The organism is Candidatus Poribacteria bacterium (assembly GCA_009839745.1).
Classification (GTDB): domain Bacteria; phylum Poribacteria; class WGA-4E; order WGA-4E; family WGA-3G; genus WGA-3G.
In genome coordinates, this window is the sequence record VXPE01000034.1 from 1 (window position 1) to 19,456 (window position 19,456).

Annotated in this window: 19 protein-coding genes; all 19 read right to left on the reverse strand. The window is 48.3% G+C overall.

Annotated elements, in window-relative coordinates; translation table 11 throughout:
• Window positions 1–262 (reverse strand): hypothetical protein (locus tag F4X88_04795; GenBank protein MYA55595.1); only part of this gene is annotated, 262 nt, incomplete at its 3' end.
• Window positions 263–458: 196 nt separating this feature from the next.
• A complete protein-coding gene (locus F4X88_04800; GenBank protein MYA55596.1) occupies window positions 459–1,406 on the reverse strand; it encodes a tetratricopeptide repeat protein in 948 nt (315 codons plus the stop codon).
• Entirely contained in the window at window positions 1,403–1,897 is a 495-nt protein-coding gene (locus F4X88_04805; GenBank protein ID MYA55597.1) for a CvpA family protein, read from the reverse strand. The genes F4X88_04800 and F4X88_04805 overlap by 4 nt, the downstream gene beginning before the upstream one ends.
• Window positions 1,898–2,070: 173 nt before the next feature.
• Window positions 2,071–3,165: a tetratricopeptide repeat protein gene (locus tag F4X88_04810; GenBank protein MYA55598.1), complete on the reverse strand. Its 1,095-nt coding sequence runs from the start codon at window positions 3,163–3,165 to the stop codon at window positions 2,071–2,073.
• A 19-nt stretch (window positions 3,166–3,184) separates the two neighbouring features.
• Entirely contained in the window at window positions 3,185–3,844 is a 660-nt protein-coding gene (locus F4X88_04815; GenBank protein ID MYA55599.1) for an FHA domain-containing protein, read from the reverse strand.
• 15 nt (window positions 3,845–3,859) lie between these two features.
• A complete protein-coding gene (locus tag F4X88_04820) occupies window positions 3,860–4,474 on the reverse strand; it encodes an RNA polymerase sigma factor (protein ID MYA55600.1) in 615 nt (204 codons plus the stop codon).
• Between the two features lie 286 nt (window positions 4,475–4,760).
• Window positions 4,761–5,639, reverse strand: coding sequence for a peptide chain release factor N(5)-glutamine methyltransferase (gene prmC / locus F4X88_04825; GenBank protein MYA55601.1), 879 nt, complete (start codon window positions 5,637–5,639; stop codon window positions 4,761–4,763).
• A gap of 26 nt (window positions 5,640–5,665) precedes the next feature.
• Entirely contained in the window at window positions 5,666–6,733 is a 1,068-nt protein-coding gene (gene prfA / locus F4X88_04830; protein MYA55602.1) for a peptide chain release factor 1, read from the reverse strand.
• A gap of 205 nt (window positions 6,734–6,938) precedes the next feature.
• The gene (rpmE, locus tag F4X88_04835) at window positions 6,939–7,166 is read right to left on the reverse strand and encodes a 50S ribosomal protein L31 (GenBank protein MYA55603.1); all 228 of its coding nucleotides are present in this window, start codon (window positions 7,164–7,166) and stop codon (window positions 6,939–6,941) included.
• An 88-nt stretch (window positions 7,167–7,254) separates the two neighbouring features.
• Window positions 7,255–8,580 (reverse strand): transcription termination factor Rho, encoded by a 1,326-nt coding sequence (locus tag F4X88_04840; GenBank protein MYA55604.1) that lies wholly within the window; start codon window positions 8,578–8,580, stop codon window positions 7,255–7,257.
• Between the two features lie 412 nt (window positions 8,581–8,992).
• A complete protein-coding gene (locus tag F4X88_04845) occupies window positions 8,993–10,993 on the reverse strand; it encodes a tetratricopeptide repeat protein (GenBank protein MYA55605.1) in 2,001 nt (666 codons plus the stop codon).
• A 63-nt stretch (window positions 10,994–11,056) separates the two neighbouring features.
• On the reverse strand, window positions 11,057–12,193 hold the full coding sequence (locus F4X88_04850; protein ID MYA55606.1) for a Gfo/Idh/MocA family oxidoreductase: 1,137 nt from the start codon (window positions 12,191–12,193) through the stop codon (window positions 11,057–11,059).
• Between the two features lie 102 nt (window positions 12,194–12,295).
• Entirely contained in the window at window positions 12,296–13,036 is a 741-nt protein-coding gene (locus F4X88_04855; protein ID MYA55607.1) for a succinate dehydrogenase/fumarate reductase iron-sulfur subunit, read from the reverse strand.
• A 328-nt stretch (window positions 13,037–13,364) separates the two neighbouring features.
• Window positions 13,365–15,197, reverse strand: a complete 1,833-nt coding sequence (locus tag F4X88_04860; GenBank protein ID MYA55608.1) for a fumarate reductase/succinate dehydrogenase flavoprotein subunit — start codon at window positions 15,195–15,197, stop codon at window positions 13,365–13,367.
• Window positions 15,198–15,225: 28 nt separating this feature from the next.
• Window positions 15,226–16,038 (reverse strand): succinate dehydrogenase, encoded by an 813-nt coding sequence (locus F4X88_04865; protein MYA55609.1) that lies wholly within the window; start codon window positions 16,036–16,038, stop codon window positions 15,226–15,228.
• Window positions 16,039–16,065: 27 nt separating this feature from the next.
• Window positions 16,066–16,263: a hypothetical protein gene (locus F4X88_04870; GenBank protein MYA55610.1), complete on the reverse strand. Its 198-nt coding sequence runs from the start codon at window positions 16,261–16,263 to the stop codon at window positions 16,066–16,068.
• Window positions 16,264–16,428: 165 nt separating this feature from the next.
• Window positions 16,429–17,166, reverse strand: a complete 738-nt coding sequence (locus F4X88_04875) for an NAD(P)-dependent oxidoreductase (GenBank protein MYA55611.1) — start codon at window positions 17,164–17,166, stop codon at window positions 16,429–16,431.
• A gap of 84 nt (window positions 17,167–17,250) precedes the next feature.
• On the reverse strand, window positions 17,251–18,111 hold the full coding sequence (locus F4X88_04880; protein MYA55612.1) for a phytanoyl-CoA dioxygenase family protein: 861 nt from the start codon (window positions 18,109–18,111) through the stop codon (window positions 17,251–17,253).
• A gap of 120 nt (window positions 18,112–18,231) precedes the next feature.
• Window positions 18,232–19,050: a serine/threonine protein kinase gene (locus F4X88_04885; GenBank protein ID MYA55613.1), complete on the reverse strand. Its 819-nt coding sequence runs from the start codon at window positions 19,048–19,050 to the stop codon at window positions 18,232–18,234.
• Window positions 19,051–19,456 lie beyond the last annotated feature (406 nt).

A 19,456-nucleotide genomic window follows, 5' to 3' on the forward strand; every position in this document is an offset into this window, starting at 1 on the left:
CCCATTGTGGAAATATCGCTTGAAGATATTTTATCAGATGTGCAGCGACAGCATCCGGGTCCCAGCTCCCTCGCGACAGGAACTTTGGAAAAGACCAATACCGCGTCTGGGAACCACTCGCTTGGTAAAGTTGCGTCAAGGTGCCTGAACCTGTGTGGGTAATAAATCCATAGATGAACGCTTGGAAAAGCGCAAAGTTTTGGGAGTTGAACATAAACCGAAACTCTGATAGAATACCTTCTAAGTGGAGAAGCAGGTGCATTGTTTCTTTCCTTTCAAAACAAGCGTTATGTTTATGAAAGGATACCTGCTTTTCTGCTTTAATGCATCTTAATTCTTAAAATTGTCCAAACTTTAGTTCCTTTAGGGAGTGGTCTAAAAAACCGCGTGCAGTACAAAACCTATGGGATCTAAATGCTCTTTCGCAAGTCCCTAACTGTAGATGAAGGAGCTTGAGATTAAAACCTATGCTTCCATACGACTAATTCCATTTTGTCTTTTAAAGGCGATATTGCTCCGAATAACCCCGAACCCCGAATTTCCTGTTGCAGTCGGTTCCGAAATTGTACCTTGTGTCGGACGTTGAAGACCCGCGCAGATTGAATACTCTGATAGATACCATTCCCATAGAAAAACAGACTCAGCACCCCGACAGGTATCGCAACTTCATAACGCTCTTGGTCGGCGTAATAGAAGCTCGCACTCCCTAATACCACCATACCCACAAAGGTGTAAAGTCCGTCAGTCGTTCTCCCGGTATAAACCTGTCCACTTCCCGGCACTAACGCTGAAAACACACCAGCGACCGTCGGCGAACGGTGCGGAAGCGTATCAGCGTTTTTTATCCTCCGCGCCAATCTATCGCTCACTTCAGCGAAAGGCGTATCGGGGTAGGTTGAATATACGTCGCTCCACACGCGACTCGCTTGTGTCCATTCTCCCTTATCTGCATGGAGCATTCCAATTGTAAAGTGTGCGCGGGGCGCTAAACTGCTCTCCTTATGTTCTGAAAGGAACCGTTTAAGGGACGCAAGCCCCTGCTCGCTATCGCCTAACAGAACATGACACTGCGCAATATTGTTTTTCGCGCGCTCGACAAGAACACTTTTCGGATAGGTATCAATCAGAAGTTGGTAGGCGCGGATTGCGTTCTCCAATTTGCCTGCATTCTGGTAGGAGGCGGCAACACGGAACGCTATGAAATCAATTTGAGGGGCATCGGGATTTAAAAAGAGGAGTCGCTTATACTCGTGAGCGGCGTTGAGATAATCCCTTTCTTGGAAGAGTGAATCCGCAAAAGAGGACTCTACAGCTTCAGCAGGTACCGGAAATGCACATAAAAAAATAAGCGACAAGGCACAAGCGACACGCCCATATCGCCCTAAAACGGAGAGGAAGACTTTCATTCGGTATCAAGTTGCTTTTGCACATGCTCCTTGCTAATTGCCCAAACGCTATTTCCGACATCCGTAAGGTATGGGGCAACTCGAGAATTCGCAATCTCGTTTTTGAAGCCATCGGGACCATAAGCGTTGAAAAGGATGAGTGCGAAGGCTATAACAAGTCCACCAGAAACGATACCGAAGCCGAATCCGAGCAGATGGTTCACCCATCCCAAAACACCGCTTTCGAGAATCCGCTGAATCCGCTCAAAAAGGGAGTCCACCAGAATAGAGACGATCAGTACAATAGCAACAATGCTCAGCCACTTCGCCCAACTCGGATTGGCTACCAACTTCTGGATAACTACCGCAAGTTGCCCCCAAAATTGACAGGCAGTAAAGAACCCGATGCCGATGACGAATATACCCCATACACTCCGGGTGAAACCTGCACGATAGCAACTTATACCTGCCAATCCAACAAGAATGAGAATACCGATATCGAGTTTGGTCATCTTTTTATCTATAAGCCTTGGTGATCAGCAATCGTCGATCAGAAGGCGGGGTTGCAAAACCTGCAGCCGGTAACGGAATAGCGGGGTGTTTTGCTTGGTCTACGCCGAGAAGCGTCAAACCTCAAACCCACCTGACCGCACCACAAGGAAAATTAAAAAACTGGGTTGGGTATCTATTTGCTCTCTTGCAGAAAAGGGATCTCTGTCAAACCGCACCCAAAGACATGTTCAATTGCAATCGCTATCGGCGTGCCGTTGCCTAACTGGTGAAGCAGCTTGCGAATTTTGGGGAGACCGAACTGCTGGATGAGAAATTCCGCGACTGCAGTGGATTGGATATACGCCAACTTCCGATATTTTGTGGGAAGTTGGTTAAACGGTTTATTCAATAGGGCAAAGGGGAGTAAACGGTTCATCTGACCGGCTTGCTGGAAGTCACGGCGTTCAGATTCAAACATAGGTCGGGCAATGCTTTGTGCGAGTCCCTCGTCAAGCCATACAGGACAATGCCCGTGTGCTACATGATGAACCAACAAGTGGACCCATTCATGTCGTAACAGCGCATATAAGATACTGAGCACTGGCTCCCCCGCTGCGCAGTATGCCAGACGGATGCCGCCATCATAGCACCCACTCGCCCATTTTGGCATTGAATGTTGAGAGGTCGCCCGTCCGTTCGTATTTGCGATCGATATAGAGACGGGTGAAGCGGGATAGTACCCTAACATTTCGCCCAATTCCGAATAAGTTCGATAAATCAGGCGACAGAGGTTCCAGATTGTCTGTGAGTTCATTTCGGAATGACACGTGAGATCGAAAAATTCGGAACGGACAACCTGTATAGGGAACTTCGCGGGACAGAGTTGTAACTGTTCAAGGAATTGTAGAGGGGGTAGTTCGTTAAAGTCATCCAAACAGATAAGTGTATTATAACACGCTTTTTCGTCAAGAATGCGTGCTTTCCGCCTAAGAGCCGTCGGCGAATCAGGACATAATCGCAGCGCGATGTCTAAGCACGCCAATGCCGTATCCCACTCTCCCACCATCTCGTATGCTTTTGCGAGGTCGGCATAGATATAGTGATGCCGTGCTGTCCCCAATTTCAAGCCAGCGAGATAGTGGTGAATCGCTTCAACATAACACGCCTGTCCATAACTAAGCGCTGCCTGTTGAAAATGTGATAATGCCAATGAATTGGTATGTCCAACGTGCACAACCTTCATAAAGAACGGTGGTGCATTAAAGGTGTATCCTTCAATGCACAACACAATCCCTCTCCCAGTAAAATCATGACCGTTCAATATCAACGACTTTGAAACTAATTTTCCCACATTTCAGCGTAGAACCGTCCTGAATACGGGTCGATGCTTCAACGGGTGCGTTATCAAGGTAAGTCGTATCGGAACTCCCCAAATCCGTGACGTAGACTTCGTCATCCTTCTGCTCAAATCGGACGTGTATACGAGAAAGCGTCCGAATTGCGTTGTAACGCTTTAACAGCTCTGGGGATTCAACGGGTTGTTGCGTATCCCATTTCTGCAGTGCCTCGGCGTCCGGTAAAGATGCCCCAACCTGTGAGATTTCGGTATCTTCATTGCCCATCCCCTGTAAGCTATAACTGGGTTGCAGTTCGAGCCCTTCTACATCTACAGGATCGGCTTCTACGGCTTCACCTCGAATTTCTGCCATCACACGTTCGCGGGCGCGTTGCTCGGCACCAGGCGGCGGTATGACGTTCTCTCTCTCCTCAAAGCGGTAGTATGAGAAGTCTATTAATTGCTTCAATGGCTGAAGGTCCGGAAAGTTGTTAATTTCCTTTAGAAGACGTTTCTGCTTACGTGATAGCCTCTCATTTTTCAGCCAGCACGTATAAGCTTCCAACATCTCAGCCTTTTTCAAGTCATCTGCCGAGATGCCGGCCCTCCGCCATATCTTCCAGAAGCGCATAAATTAATCCTCCAATTAATATATCCACTGAATGCCTTTTGCAATCAGAATCTTCCGCAATTCCTCGGTGCACCGAAAAATCCAGATTTTCACAGTGCCATCCTTGCGGTTGAGAATGCGGGCAATCTCTGCGATACTATAGCCTTCTAAGTGCCGTAACATCCACGCAATCCGATGATTTGGTTTCGTTACCTGTTCAAGGGCACTCTCCAAAATCTGTTGCGCTTCTGAGGCTTCTAATTCCTGTTCGGGACCCGGGCGCGGGTCTTCGTATTTACTCAGCGGTTGTTCATCCTCATCGGGTGAACCACTGAGGGGGTGTTCCCGAATCCTGTCCCGCTTCCGTATCGCATCGATAATCGTATTTCGCGCTACCGTATTTAACCACGCCTGAAAACTACCTTGCTCTGTATCCCATTTGCCCAACTTCTGCCAAACTTTGACGAACACATCCGAGGCGACCTCTTCAGCATCTTGATAATTTCCAAGCATTCGGTAGGCTTTATTATAAACCCACTTATAATGCTTGTCGAACAATTGCCTAAACGCGGCTTCGTTGCCTGCTTTCGCTTGCGTCGCGAGATAGGTATCTTCGACAGCAGATAAGTCATTAGATATTTGGCGCGCCATTCAAATCTGCTCCTTCGCCTATAAGGATCCTTTTCAGCAGGCTATACAATGTAACGTTAATGAATTCTATAACGTTTCAAAAAAAGAAAAGAGTGGCACGCCGTGGAGAATTAACGCACTACTAACGTTGATTCATAGATTTATGAGAAGAGAGTTAATTTATTATATACTATTTTCACAAAATATGTCAAGAAAAAACAAGTTTTTTTAAAATTTATGGATAAAAATTAGCTGAATCCCGCCAAAACACGCACCTATAGCAGCATAAAAAACGCAAAATGCGTCTCTATGGGACACTTGCCAGAACAATTCGTTCCTTCCCTGCATAGTCCTTGAACAATTCATACGTGGCGTAGGCAGACTCAGCCTCAAACAGCGTCCGAATGGTATTGGCTTGTGTTGCATCGATCTCAAGGATCAGTTTTCCCATGGGTGCAAGATATTTGGGTGCCTCCGCAATTAATCGACGAATAACGTCAAGCCCGTCATCTCCCGCAAAGAGGGCGATTTCCGGTTCATGGTCCCGGACATCCGGACTCAAGGTATCACGCTCCGTATTTTTGATATAGGGGGGATTGCAGACTATCCAATCAAATTGTGCGTCGGCATTCGCATATATTACCGCTACTGGCTCGAACAGGTCTCCAGACAAAAACTTAATTTGCGCTGTGCAGGCGTGTATTTCAGCGTTCTTCCGAGCAACAGCGAGGGCGGGTTCAGAGATGTCAGTTGCTACGATCTCCCACTCTGATTGTTGCACCGCCAGACTGGTCGCAATTACACCGCTCCCTGTCCCAAGTTCCAGTAAACGTTGGAAATTTTCGGTTTCTGCTGTGAGGATGGTCTCAACGAGTTGTTCTGTTTCCGGGCGTGGAATGAGGACCCGTTCATCCACATAGAAATCCAAGGACATAAACTCCTTGCGATTCGTGAGGTAACTCACAGGGGTGTGGGCGATTCTCTTTTTTATTAACTCTCGGAAGGGTGTGAGGTGTTCTTGAAAGACGGGCATTTCAAAGTGGAGATAGAGCTGCAGGCGACTTTTTTTTAGCAAGTGCCCCAGCAATACTTCGGCATCTAATCTCGGATTTGGAATGCCGTGTTGCTGGAAGTACCCGGTTGTCCAATCGAGAAGATCCACTACGCTCCACATTTTACTCGGCATAGTTTCGTGTTCCTTAACTGGAGGCTTTAATCCTCTTGCAGCCTTTCCGCTTGATCGGCAGTTGTGAGCCGTTCAATAAAGGTCTGTAGCACACCATCTAAAACGGAATCAAGTTGATAGGAACTGAATTGGATCCGATGGTCAGTTACCCGAGATTGTGGGAAATTATAGGTCCGAATTTTTTCGCTTCTGTCGCCACTGCCAACCATAGACCTACGGGTTTCGGCTCTCTCATTGTTCAGTTCAGATTGTTTCTGCTCTTGGAGGCGGGCCCGGAGAATCTTCATCGCCTTTGCACGATTTTTATGTTGAGACTTTTCGTCTTGGCATGTCACAACGAGTCCCGTTGGTAAGTGGGTAATCCGAATAGCGGAGTCGGTTGTGTTAACGCTTTGCCCGCCGGGTCCCGAAGATCGGTAGGTATCAATACGTAATTCGGTTGCCTCATCAATCGCCAAATCGAGTTCCTCGGCTTCAGGGAGAACCGCCACGGTGGCGGCAGATGTATGAATGCGTCCACTTGCCTCAGTAGCAGGAATTCGCTGCACCCGATGTATACCGCCCTCAAATTTCAGTTGACTGTATGCGTTCTGCCCTACAATTGAGAAGACGACCTCTTTGAATCCTTTTAAGCCGGTTGCGTTTGAACTGAGGAGTTCCAACCGCCAGTTCTGACGTTCAGCATAACGGGTGTACATCCGAAACAATTCGGCTGCGAAAAGACTGGCTTCCTCACCACCGGTCCCCGCTCGGATTTCGATAATGACGTTTTTCGCATCGTTCGGATCTTTTGGAACCAGAAGCACCTTAAGTGCCTCAGTCAGTTGCTCTTTTTTGGCAGTGAGCACATCTAACTCTTCCTGCGCTAATCCGAGCATCTCCGCATCCGTTTCGACTTCCATGAGGAGCAGCGTATCGTCAAGGGCAGATTCTAACTCCTGATACTCCTGATAGGTGGACACAATTGGTGAGAGTTCCGCGTGCGTTTTAGATAACTCCATTAATCGTTGTTGATTTGAAATTTGCGCGGGGTCTCCGAGTGCTTTTTCGACTTCAGCGTATCTGTTTTCAATATCCTTGAGTTTCTCAAACATTTTTTAATTATTCCTTGCGGTTAAAGCAAGTAGGTTCGGGAGTAGACGTTCCTTTAGTGAATCCGCTTTCCACTTCGTTTCAAGCTAGACACTTTAGCTTACCAAGATTTTATAGTGATACCAACAATTATCTATACATTGGCGAGGTTGGGAAACCTCGCCAGCAAGGGTGGGAGGGGGTTAAATTACTAAGATAACGGCTTTTTCAGACAATTTGCGTATGTCCTGTCTCGGTGAGTCCGTAACGTCGGCGGAAACTTTCAACGCGTCCGGCAGTGTCGATAAATCGAGCCTGTTGTCCAGTATAGAATGGGTGGCATTCCCCACAAACATCTACTCGCATCGTTGGTTGGGTAGCGAGTGTTTTATGGACCGCGCCGCAAACGCATGTAACGACGCATTCCACCAGTTCTGGGTGTATTCCGGCTTTCATAATGTACTCCTTTGGATTCGTAATTTACGATTCTCTCATATTCTTGGGCCCGCGCTGCTGCGGCGCGGAAGCGTAGATGTATAGAAACTCAGGCTGATCGCTTTGAACGCGCATTCGTTCTCACTGACGTATTACTGTAAGTCGCATTGTCCACCATTCGTTGGAGGAATTCTGCGTTTGTACCCGTCTTGCTGAATTGCCCAATGAGCATCTCAAGCGACTCTGCGTCGTCCATCTGACTCGTGAATTTCCGCAGCACCCAGACCTTGTTAAGAACATCGGGTGCCAATAAGAGTTCCTCACGGCGTGTTTTCGACTTTTCGATGTTAATCGGTGGATAGATACGGAGATCTAACAAAGAGCGCTCCATGTGTATTTCCATGTTGGCAGTGCCCTTGAATTCTTCGTAGATGTATTCATCTTGCCGGCTTTCCGTATCAACGAGTACCGATGCAATGACCGTTAGACTTCCACCTTCTTCAAATTTCCGAGCTGCGCCGCAGAATTGACGTGGCTTCACAAACGCCATTGCATCTAAGCCCCCGGACAACGTTTTTCCGCTGTGGGGTGTCATCACATTGTGCGCCCGTGCCAGTCGGGTCATGCTATCTAACAGAACGACGACATCTTTTCCGTACTCTGCCCACCGCTTCGCCTTTTCAATCGCCATATCTGCGACCTGAATGTGCCGTTCGGGATGCTCATCGAAAGTAGAACTAATGACTTCTCCTTTGACGGAGCGAGCGACATCTGTAACCTCCTCGGGCCGCTCATCAATCAACAAAAAGATGAGAATGACTTCGGGGTGGTTTGCTTCAATGCCGGCGGCAATATTCTTGAGTAGCGTGGTCTTCCCACTATAAGGGGGTGCGACAATCAACCCGCGTTGTCCCTTTCCAATTGGGGCTATGAGATCCACGATGCGAGTCCCGTACTCTGACTGACTATGTTCAAGTTTCAATTTTTGGTACGGGTGAATAGGCGTGAGGTTATTGAAAAGGATTTTCTGCTTGACGGCTTCCGGTATTTCCGCGTTAACCTTCTCAATCTGTAACATTGCGAAGTAGCGTTCTGCTTTGTTTTCCGTCTTCTTTGGAGGACGGATTACCCCTTCAACGACGTGTCCGGTTTGTAAATCGAATCGTCGAATTTGCGAGGAGGACACATAAATATCCTCGTTACTCTGCAAATAATTGGAGCGCGATGAACGGAGAAAGCCGTAGTGCTGGTCGCGGTCATCAAGGATTTCCAAGACACCACCGCCGTAAAACTGGGTGTCCCCTTCAGATTTCGCCTCTATAATTTCGTTAATCAATTCCTCTTTCCGAGACCCGTTGTATTCGTTTACTCCGAGAGTCAAGGCAAAGTCTTTGAGTTCCGAGAACTCCATTTCTTGGAGCTTGCGAATGTCCAAGCTCTCCATAGTTTCAAATACTCCTCATTGTGCCCGGTTCCAAGGTAATCTTTCCACCACAGTGTCCATTTAACTACCCAGCGAATTCTTTGTCTCCACTCAAATGTGCGACCTGTGAAAAACAGGGACGCAGTTTGAAAACTATCGCTAAAACAGGAGGCAAAATAGAGGTTAAAATGGAATCGGAGCTAATGCTATAGAATAATTATACGCTTTTTTCGGGGGTTACACTGTTTCATCAGGGGAAGCTGCGAATTGCACCCTTAAAGCGTGCTTGCGCTTAGGAAGTTAAGGACCTTCATTGTTAATTATACACAATTGCTAATAAAAGGTCAAGTTTTTTTGTAAAAACACGGATTCTTCTGAAATTAGGATGGCGTGCGCGGTTGGAAAACCACGCACTTCACCAAACTTATTCTGCGCCTTCACCTTTCAATTGCGTCAGGCTGCGACGGACTTGCTGGTTATACTGATTTTTCGCCAAGTAGTTTTCCCAAAGGGCAATAGCGTCGTCATTAAACCCTTGTGAGACATAATAATTGCCAAGTGCCATCAGTGGAATATCAGAAAGCGGGTTTTTCTCAATCGAGGCTTTGAATTCAGCAACAGCGGTTTCCGCGTCCCCGTCTAAAAGTGCCAACTCACCCCTACCGTAAGGAATTAAGGCGTGTTCGGGATACTCTACTGCCAGTTCATCTATCATCTTCTGAGCGTCTTCCAATTTCTTCAGGTGGTAAGTTGCCTGTGCAGCGAGGATCGTCGCATAAACGACCTGATTGCGAAGTTTTTGTTGTTCGACCTTGCTTTCCGATTTGTTGAGTAACCGCTTTGCTGTCCGCGCGGCGGCTCTATACTTCGCACGGGATTGCACATAATTCCCGTACTTATAAGTGAGGTCACCGAGGGTTTTAGACCCGATGTAGGAATCACCTTTCTGATCAACGAGATCCTGAAAAATTGCAGCGGCTTTCCGATCCTTCAACCGATAATGGAGGACTTCAGCAAGGCTTTGCAACGCATCCAAATTCTGTGTGTTCGCCGCAACAGACTTTTCAAGGACCTCGCGTTCTTTCTCAGGTTCACCCAACTTTTTGTGTGCCAGCGAGAGCAACCAGTAAATCTCGGAGTCTTTGGCACGCGCCATTCCAAGAACAGAATTGTAGGTCTCTATCGCTTTCTCATACGATTCGGAAGTGTAGTGATTGCGTCCGGTGTCGATGACGGCTTGAATGACGCCACCATCTCGGCTGGCAGCTTTCTTGAGGACCTCTCGCGCTCGTTGATGCATCCCGACTTTTCGATAACAAATCGAGAGTTTGAGGTAGGTATATGGGTCAAGTTTCACATTCGCCGATTCTGCACGGGCGATTGCATCGAAATACAGGGCGCCTGCGTCACGGTAGTTTTCATCCCCGTAGAAGAAGTTGGCAATCATGAGTTCGGCATCATAGTAACTGCCTTGTTCATCGCCTGAGATCCCGCCTTGACCGCCGAAATTCCGCATGACCTCTGATGCGCTCACGCCGAACCCAGAATCTGCGATTTGAGCATTGATATTCCCCATGGCGCGACTTTTCTCAACACCGCCGCGCGGTCGGTCCATTTCACGCCGTGCGTCCCGCTGTGCATAGGCTCTGTCAAGCTGTGTTGCCAGTGGGTCGTCGGGCTCTGGAATTCTGGCTTTGAGGTCGGTCAGTTCCTGTTTCGCTATCTCAATCTCTTTCTCGGCACCTTCGACCTTACCATATCTTTTAACGAGTGATTGATAAGTGCGTTTCGCTTCATCTTCGTTTTTGAGGTATTGTCGTTGAATCCGTCCTTTATTGGCAATAGCGAGTGCTGCGCGTTGACTGCGCGGGTTCCGGTTTGCGAAGTTATCGAAAACCTCTACCGCCTGTTCAAAGTCCTTCGCCTCTTCAAAACTTTTCGCCAGCATCAGTTGGGCGTTGTGGCTCAATTCAAGGTTCGGAAAATTGTTGATAATCGCGTCAAATTGGGTTTGAGAGGCTTTATAATCCTCCTGCCGGAAATAGTACATCCCGAGTTCATAATGCGCCTCAGCGGCTACATCATCCTTCGGTGCATCGGCAATGACGGCTTCATAGGCTTTGATGCCCTCTGCGGGTTGATCCATCTGATCAGTAAAAATTTTGCCGATAGCGAGTTGTGCCTGAAGTGCTTCGGGTGTGCCGGGTTTGGTATCCACAACACTTTGATACGCCGCTATTGCCCCTCGGTAGTCTTTCTGTTCAGCGAGTTTTTCTGCGGAGCGCAGCGCACTACCCGTTACACAACTGATTTGGATCGCTGCTATCAAAACAGTAGCAACAAGCGAGCCATACTGCATACTTTTAACAGCAAGTCTTTGCCAGCGATCATACATCTTGATTGCGAGTTGTGCTGAAAATTTCACGATCTTTCTCCTTTCTTCTTATTGGCTCGGTTCAAAGACCCCTAGGTGAATAGGCATCCGTGTTTAATAACATGATCTGGATGCACATTCATCAATCAATTCTAGGACATCTTGCCGAGTGTATCCCTCTTTCTGAATGAGGTCGTCACAATTCACCCTATTTTTTGGGTCGGGCCCCTTACCGGCATCAAGGATGGCATTTGTCAACCAACTGGTGCGTATCCCGTTGATGCCAGAGGTGTAATTTGTCTGGTATTCGGCTTTTACCAACCCGACGAGCTGATCGACCTTGTTGCGGGGATACCCTTCTGGACGCGGATAAGCAAGGGGTGTGGGTTCGCCATTTTTGGGTGTGTAATGGATGCCGTTTTTAATTTCGATCGTTCCCGCATCCCCTTCCAGAATTACCCATTCTTCAAACCCAACGCGCGTGTTGCCGAGGATAGTGATCGTGCCTTCGGCACCGTTATCGAGCGTGACATCAGAGTAGGAATTAATTTCAACGAACTTTGGAACAAGGTTTCCATCGTCGTCCTCAAATTTCATATCAGTTGTCCCGTAAACCTCAGCAGGTAAAGTCCCCGTCATCCATAAGAATATATCTTGGAGGTGACTTCCTGAGTCATTCGGCTGCCCACCGCCAGAGAAGCGTGGATCCCCGCGCCACCCACCGGCACCCCACCGCTGTGCCATGTAGACCTCAAATTTCCGGAGGTTACCGATGCGTCCTTCAGCGATAGCGCGTCTCGCTGCCATGTAGGTATCCTCGTAATGACGTTGATACCCACCCACGAGATGTAATCCACTGCCCATTGCGAGCTTGGTTACAGCGATTGCATCGCCAACGACATTCGCCATCGGTTTCTCGACGATAACGTGGCATCCGGCGCGGAGGGCGTATTTCGTGTGAATATCGTGAAGGGAGTGCGGCGAGAATACACCGACTATATCCAGATCTTCGTGATTGAGCATCTCCACGAACTCGTATTCACCGAGGTAACGGTTGAAACTATTCGCTTTATAGCCATCAACCCGTTCTTGGAGCGCAGTTTCTAAAGCGTCTAAACTCGCTTCGTGGGTGTCCACAGCGGCGACGATTTCAGCGTCGGGACGTGTTGCGAAACCGAGTGTGTTTCCCCGTCCTGCACCGCCGGGCCCAATCACACCAACTCTTAAAATATCATTTTTGCTGGTTCCCATGATTTTAACATCTCCGGATTATATCTGTCAAGAGATTTTTTGCTATACGAATTTGAGCATAGTGATTCGCTTCACTGTGGTTTAGGGGCACAAATAAATCTCTCAACGACTAAAGACACGGAACAATTTTTTGATCGGATCGTAGAATTGGTCAACAACCCGTTCTTTGAGCGGAATAATGGCGTTGTCCGTAATCGTGATATGCTCTGGGCAGACCTTTGTGCAACATTTGGTAATGTTACAATACCCGATACCATCCGAATCTTTCAATTCTTCGAGTCGGTTCTCGGTGTCAATTGGGTGCATTTCCAAGGAAGCGGCGTAAACGAAGAATCTCGGTCCGATGAACTCGTCATGAAGATCGTGTTCTCGGAGGACATGGCAGACATCCTGGCAGAGGAAGCATTCGATGCATTTCCGAAACTCTTGGATGTGATCAATGTCTTCCTGTTCCATCCGCCACGTGCCATCTTCGGCATCAGGGGGTCGCGGCGTGAAGGGTTTCATCTTCTCTTTAACTCTGAAGTTCCATGATACGTCTGTAACGAGGTCTTTAATGAGCGGGAATGCCCGCATCGGTTCGACGGTAACGGGTTCATCCAGGGACAGATCGTTGAGGCGTGTCATGCACATCAATTTCGGTTGCCCGTTGATTTCGGCGGAGCAGGATCCGCATTTTCCTGCCTTACAATTCCATCGCACCGCCATGTCATTTGCCTGCTCGGCTTGGATACGGTGGACGGCGTCTAAAACCACCATCCCTTCGGACACCTCGGTGTCGTAATCGACAAATTCCGCGCCGTCCGCATTACCACGCCAGATTCTAAAAGTTGCTTTCGCCATTTTTTAATTTTTCCTTGCGGTTTTTTAATCTTACCTTGCGGTTCGTTGAGGTAGGTTTGGAATCTTACGGTCTCTTCCGTATATCCGCCCTCCGCTACGCTTACGGGCTACGGCTTTTAATTTTATCTAAGGCGGCAGCCTGCAACAATACGCAGAAATACGCAGAAATACGCAGAAATACCTAAGCAAAAACACCCTGCGCCGTTGTTGCAGGCTACAAACTTGGTTTAAGATATAAGGAACACCAATGCTCTCAAATATAGTTGAAACGCACCAAAAACCTGCGCGTAATGAAATGGAGCGCAGCCCAGGAGCAATAAATTAAAAATCATCCGATTTCGTCTATGATTTCCCGCAGGTCGGTTCGGAGTTCATCAACCGGTTGGCGGCGAATCTCCATTGTGCCATCGGGTGCCTTATTGACGATGGTGTTATATTTTCCTGCGCCGGGTTCCTCTTTCTCTGGATGATCGTCCCGTGAATGCGCACCGATGCTTGCCCTACGCTCAAGTGCTGCAAGTGCAATCGATTCAGAGATTGTGATTAAGCAGTCGAGATCAAGGGCGGTATGCCATCCGGAGTTGTACTCCCGATTACCGATAGCATGAACGTTCTCAGCCTGCTCACGGAGGTTTTGGATCTCTTCCAAGGCTTGCGTGAGGCTTTCCTGACTTCGGGCAATACCTACCAGTTCCTGCATCTTTTCTTGGAGTTGTGCCTGAATGTCATAGGGTCCCATCTTTTCACCACTGCCATCGTCTGCTGGGTTCTCAAAGGGTTTGAGTGTATGCGCAGCGATTGCATCAATTTCTGCTGTATCCAGTGGGACTGCTTCGTTCTCCTCCGCAAACTGTGCGGCGTATTCCCCGGCACGTTTACCGAAGACGAGTAGATCGGACAGTGAATTACCGCCGAGTCTGTTAGCACCGTGTAATCCCGCAGCGCATTCACCCGCAGCGAAGAGTCCTGGAACCGCTGTCATCTGTGAATCCGCATCGACCCGAATGCCGCCCATGATATAGTGCGTTGTCGGACCGACTTCCATCGGTTCCTGTGTGATGTCAATGTCGGCAAGTTCCTTGAATTGATGGTACATACTCGGCAGTTTTCTGCGGATATGCTCTGGAGCGCTCGAGATTTTTTCCTTAATCCACGCGATATCCAAGAATACACCCCCGTGTGGACTTCCACGCCCCTCTTGAACCTCCCGGACGATGCACCGTGCGACATGATCGCGTGTGAGAAGTTCCGGAGGACGGCGTGCCTCTCGGTCGCCTTGCGTATACCGCCAGCCTTCTTCAGGACTATCCGCTGTCTGGTTCACATAGAGTTCTGGGATGTCATCGAACATGAAACGTTTGCCCTCACTGTTTGTGAGGATACCCCCTTCGCCACGCACGCCCTCCGTGACCAAGATACCCCGGACACTGGGGGGCCACACCATGCCCGTCGGATGGAATTGGACGAACTCCATATCTATGAGTTCCGCTCCGGCGTTGTATGCCAGGGAATGTCCATCGCCCGTGTATTCCCAGCTATTGCTTGTGATCTTGTATGCCTTCCCAACACCTCCCGTTGCCAAAACAACCGCGTTCGCGGAGAAGATTTTGAACCGTCCTTTTTCACGTTCGTAACCGAATGCCCCTGAGACCCTTTCGCCGGTTTTGAGGAGCGAAACCACGGTATTCTCCATGTGCACCTCAATACCTTGATGGATACCGTGATCCTGCAGGGCGCGGATCATTTCCAATCCAGTTCGATCACCGACGTGTGCAAGACGTGGGTATTGGTGTCCACCGAAATTCCGTTGAAGGATACCCCCCTCCTGTGTGCGGTCAAACAGGGCACCCCAGGCTTCGAGCTCGCGCACTCGATCGGGTGATTCCTTCGCATGGAGTTCCGCCATTCGTGCGTTAGAGAGATATTGTCCACCGCGCATGGTGTCAGCGAAATGCACACGCCAACTGTCTCTTTCATCGACGTTTGCCAAAGCGGCTGCAACGCCACCTTCTGCCATAACAGTATGCGCTTTACCGAGCAAAGATTTGCACACAAGCCCTACTTTTAGGTCACCTGCGGCGGCTTCAATTGCTGCACGAAGTCCAGCACCACCCGCTCCGATTATCAATACATCATATTCATGAGTTTCGTAAGATGTCACGCTAATACTTCCTCTTTCTTCTCTACTATCAAAATGTAATCCAGTCCTGACCGAGTGCGGGTGCTATAAAACGGACGTATACATCCGAAAAACCCACCCAACAGAGACTCATCCATGCCCAGAGCATGTGTCGCTCATTCAAGCAGGTCACACAATTATACGCCCGTCGACGAATTGGTGCTTTAGAGAGCAGATCAACAACTCCACCGACTAAGTGACGTAAAGAATGACACCCAAAGGTATATCCACCTAAAAGGACGACATTGACTGCTAAGATAATAGTCCCTACACCGATGCCGAGCGTTTTTCCACCATTCCCATCATCAAACCAGAGTGCTTTCCATACGTCGTAAGCAAGGATACCCACAATAATGATTGCAACATAAAGGAAGTATCTATGAATATTTTGTATAATCAATGGAAAGGAGTGCTCGCCTCTATAGTTACTACGCGGTTCTGATACCGTGCAAGAGGGTGGATCTGCCCAGAACGCTTTGTAATACGCCCCCCGGTAGTAGTAGCAGGTAAAGCGAAACCCAAGCGGTGCCCATAAAATAAGGACAGCTGGCGTAATGAGACCCGGCATCCATTCCGGCATCATACCGAACCAACTGTGCTCAACGCTATGTGCGACCTCTTGTGTCCCGAAAAGCAAGGGTGAATAGAAAGGGGACAAGTAGGGACCGTAAAAAAAGTGGGTCCCTTCAAAAACCCGAAAGGTCGCATAAACGATGAAGAGTCCCAACCCGGCAAATACAGCTAACGGTTGTAACCACCATGTATCTGTACGCTGGGTGTAGAACGGACGACGTTCGGTTAAGGTGAGTTCAGGGTGCGTCATAGGCAATTTTTCCTTCGTGTGAACAAGTTAGTCTTTTTTACCTGATTCGGTTCGGGACGGTGGTGGCGGCAGATATTTCCAACCGAGTGCTTTGTTTTTTTTCGTTTCTGCTACTAAATAATCATCAAGTTCCTGTGCAGATTTGAATTTAGCAGCGAACGCTTCTTTCATTCGGTAACACTCTTCTAAGACAGGATCCATGTGTGTATCCGGTTTCTCTTTCATTTGAATTTCCTCAATAAGTTCCATAGGTGTGCAGAGGATCGTGGGTTGAAATCCAAGCGACCAAGTAACTAATGACTGTTGTTTCAACGTAGACTTTCGGTTTGGCAGTATTATATTCTATCATACAATCCGGTTTTTGTCAAATTATGGAATCATTCACACTGTTCACACACGTGTATGCGTTAAGGGTTCCCAACCGAGCAGGCGTTTCGCTTTCGAGAGGTTAATCTCCTTCTGTTCATGATCTCCCGCAATGAAAAAAGCGTCAAACCCCTCGTGTTCAACCGAAATAGCGGCGAGATATGCGGTCGCCAAATCCTGCTCATCCGTCCACCAGATATGCACCGATGAATCTTTAGGTTGATTGTAACGCTCAAGCCACTGTTCACGTGTAGAGGGACCCGTGATCCGCAGCGCGATCAGCGACATGCCGTGTTCCCGCGCGAAGTATTCGCAGACCTGCTCGCCGAAACCCTTGGTTAATCCATAGACACCCGGGTTATCTCGCGGAACGACATCCTCATAGGGAAAATTGTTTCGTGTCCGTTCATGCACAGTAAAGGTACTCGTGTAGACGGCGTGTTGGATGCCTGCTTCCTTCGCGGCGTGTAGGACGATATGCAGTCCTTTCGCGTTCACCTCGTAGTTCGCGACAATGTCGCTAAAATCAGCGGCAGAGGACCGATCGCTCGTGGGTTGCAGCATCACCATGTAGACAAACGTGTCCATCCCTTTCAACGCTTCCTGCACGATATCGGGATCGGTAACGGATCCTTGGATGTAATCAACAGAGGTGTCTTTGGGCGGATTAAGGTCAAGGACTCGAAAATTGTGATGGCTCTTCATGTAAGGGAGCGTCATCGTCCCAACGTGTCCCGAACCCCCTACAAGTAGTACGTTCATCGCTTATCTCCTATCGTGTCCGCGTAGCGGTCAACTCAATTCCTTATAGACCCGGCTTCAAACGGCACCTATAAAAACTTTGTCCTACTCCTGAGACGTATAGGCACGGTGCTGAATCCGCAGATCGAAATCGTCCGCTGGATCCCATGTCGGCATATCCGATGGCACTGTATAACCAAACTGCTCGGTATCCGAGGGATACGGATTTGTCCGGCGTTCGTGGAGGGCGCGTTGATAGAGTTTACAACGTTGCGTCAAGAACTCCGACTCCCACCATTTATACTGTTGGTTCCACCGCGGTGTCCGTTGATCGAAGTAAATCACCCGCCGAAGCGTTCCGCTTGTGTTAATTTTACTGCCGTGCAAGACTTTGGTATGGTGGAGCAGAATATCCCCGGGTTCAACTTCTGCTGGCACTGCGTCTTCACGTTCAAAATTGGCTTCACCCCTGTCAATAATCTCCTGCGCCTCTTCGATCCCCCAAAGGTGGCTCTTCGGGATAACCCAGACACATCCGTTATCAACGGTGGAATCATCTATGTAGATGTCGATGTTAAAGATCGGATGATTCTCACGGATTGCATTGCCGTCCCGATGCCATCGCACAGAAGAACCGTGTTTCGGCAGTTTAAAGACTAAAGATTCATAGCACGGGATAAAATCGGGTCCGACGATCCGATGCAGCAGATCCCCAATGAACGGGTGTCCCAAGAGTCGCAGGGAGAACTCGTTCGGGTGCGAGTGTAGATAGGTCAGATAGTAAGGAATCCCCTCAGGTCCACGATTACACCATGGATCCGCGGGTCCACCCGCCAAAATCTCATCAATCAGTCGTTGACTTTCGCGTTGTATAACGGCAAGTTCATCGGGTTGGATTACACCTTTCAGGATGAGATAGCCGTTATCGTTGAAGAATTGAATCTCGTTATCCGTAATTTTTTGCATTTTTAATTGTTCCTTGCGGATTTCTTAATTTTACCTTGCGGGTAAGTGACGTAGGTTAAAACTTTTATGTGCTTCGTATTCGAGACACCCGCGCCGATGTTGCGGGCTTAGGTTTCGATGCTATGCTGTACATGCAATCGCGGCGTGCCACGCTGAAACGAACGCTTGGATTGATGGGTATCGCAACTGTTTGTCCATATGCGTTGCTTTTTTTGCGACGTGCCATGTGGCACTGTTCCCTTTCCAGTCGTCTTGTGAATCGCTGTTGTTGGCGATCAACACGAACGCCGTCCGCCCTAACATAAAGACGTTTGTCCTTTCGTCGATTCTTGCGCCCTTCTGAAATTCCTCGGGTGCCATGAACCGAGTTGAGCCATACAACCGCCCTTGATCGTTTATAAAAGGCGCTGGATGGTAATGGTCGAAATCGTAGAGATGTATCCGCTTTTCCTCAAAGTCATAGATAATACAACCGTCGTAAAAGTCTTCAGCGATAAACCCCTGTCTTTCAATAAGGACGTGAACATCATAGATGACGTTGAGGGCATCAATGATCTCAGTTGCTGGCAACGCACAAAACCTGTCAAGTGGGTGTATTTCATCGGGACGCAGTTCCCTTTCAGGACGTAACCCCTCGCCATCTACCCAATTGTAGACGAGTGTGAATCCATTGGGTGTAGCGAAAGCGTTATGCAATCGAGGGAGTGCCTCGTGCTGGACGGCGGCGTGGAAACGCACAGCCTGCTTGAGCCACGTGATGGTTTGTCGGATGTTGCCGTGTTTGACGAACCAACGTTGGTTGTCCGTCACTACCCGGAAGGATTGACATCTCGAATCGTGCTCAGGAAACCGATACGTGATCTCTCCGATCTGATTCAAGTATGCTTCGATATGGGTATCAATTTCCGAAATTTCCAGAAGTGGATGTCGGGTGGGCATTTCCTTTGTCCTTATCAGGTGCGGCAAAACTACTTTCTAACCGTTTTGTGGGGTTGCGATAATAGTATACACCGAAACGAGAAAAAAGTCACGTGATTTTCTTTCAGATCGCAGAGCCATTCAATTTTAAGAAATCATTGGATTTTACGTCTTTTTTTAGGATCCGGTGTGAAAACCTTCTTCTAGCGAAATGCTGCGAAATCTAGCGAAACGCTGCGAAATATCTTGATTTGGATTTGCTTAGATTTTTAACATAGCATGTATTAATTATTAACCATTGCGAAAAACACAGCACAAAAAACCTACAATTGAATGACCCTGTTTCAGATCGTGCTCAAGTGGATTTTATAGTATAACCCAAGTTGCTATTGTTCTCCAAAGAGTTGTTTAATGCTTGTAGCGATGA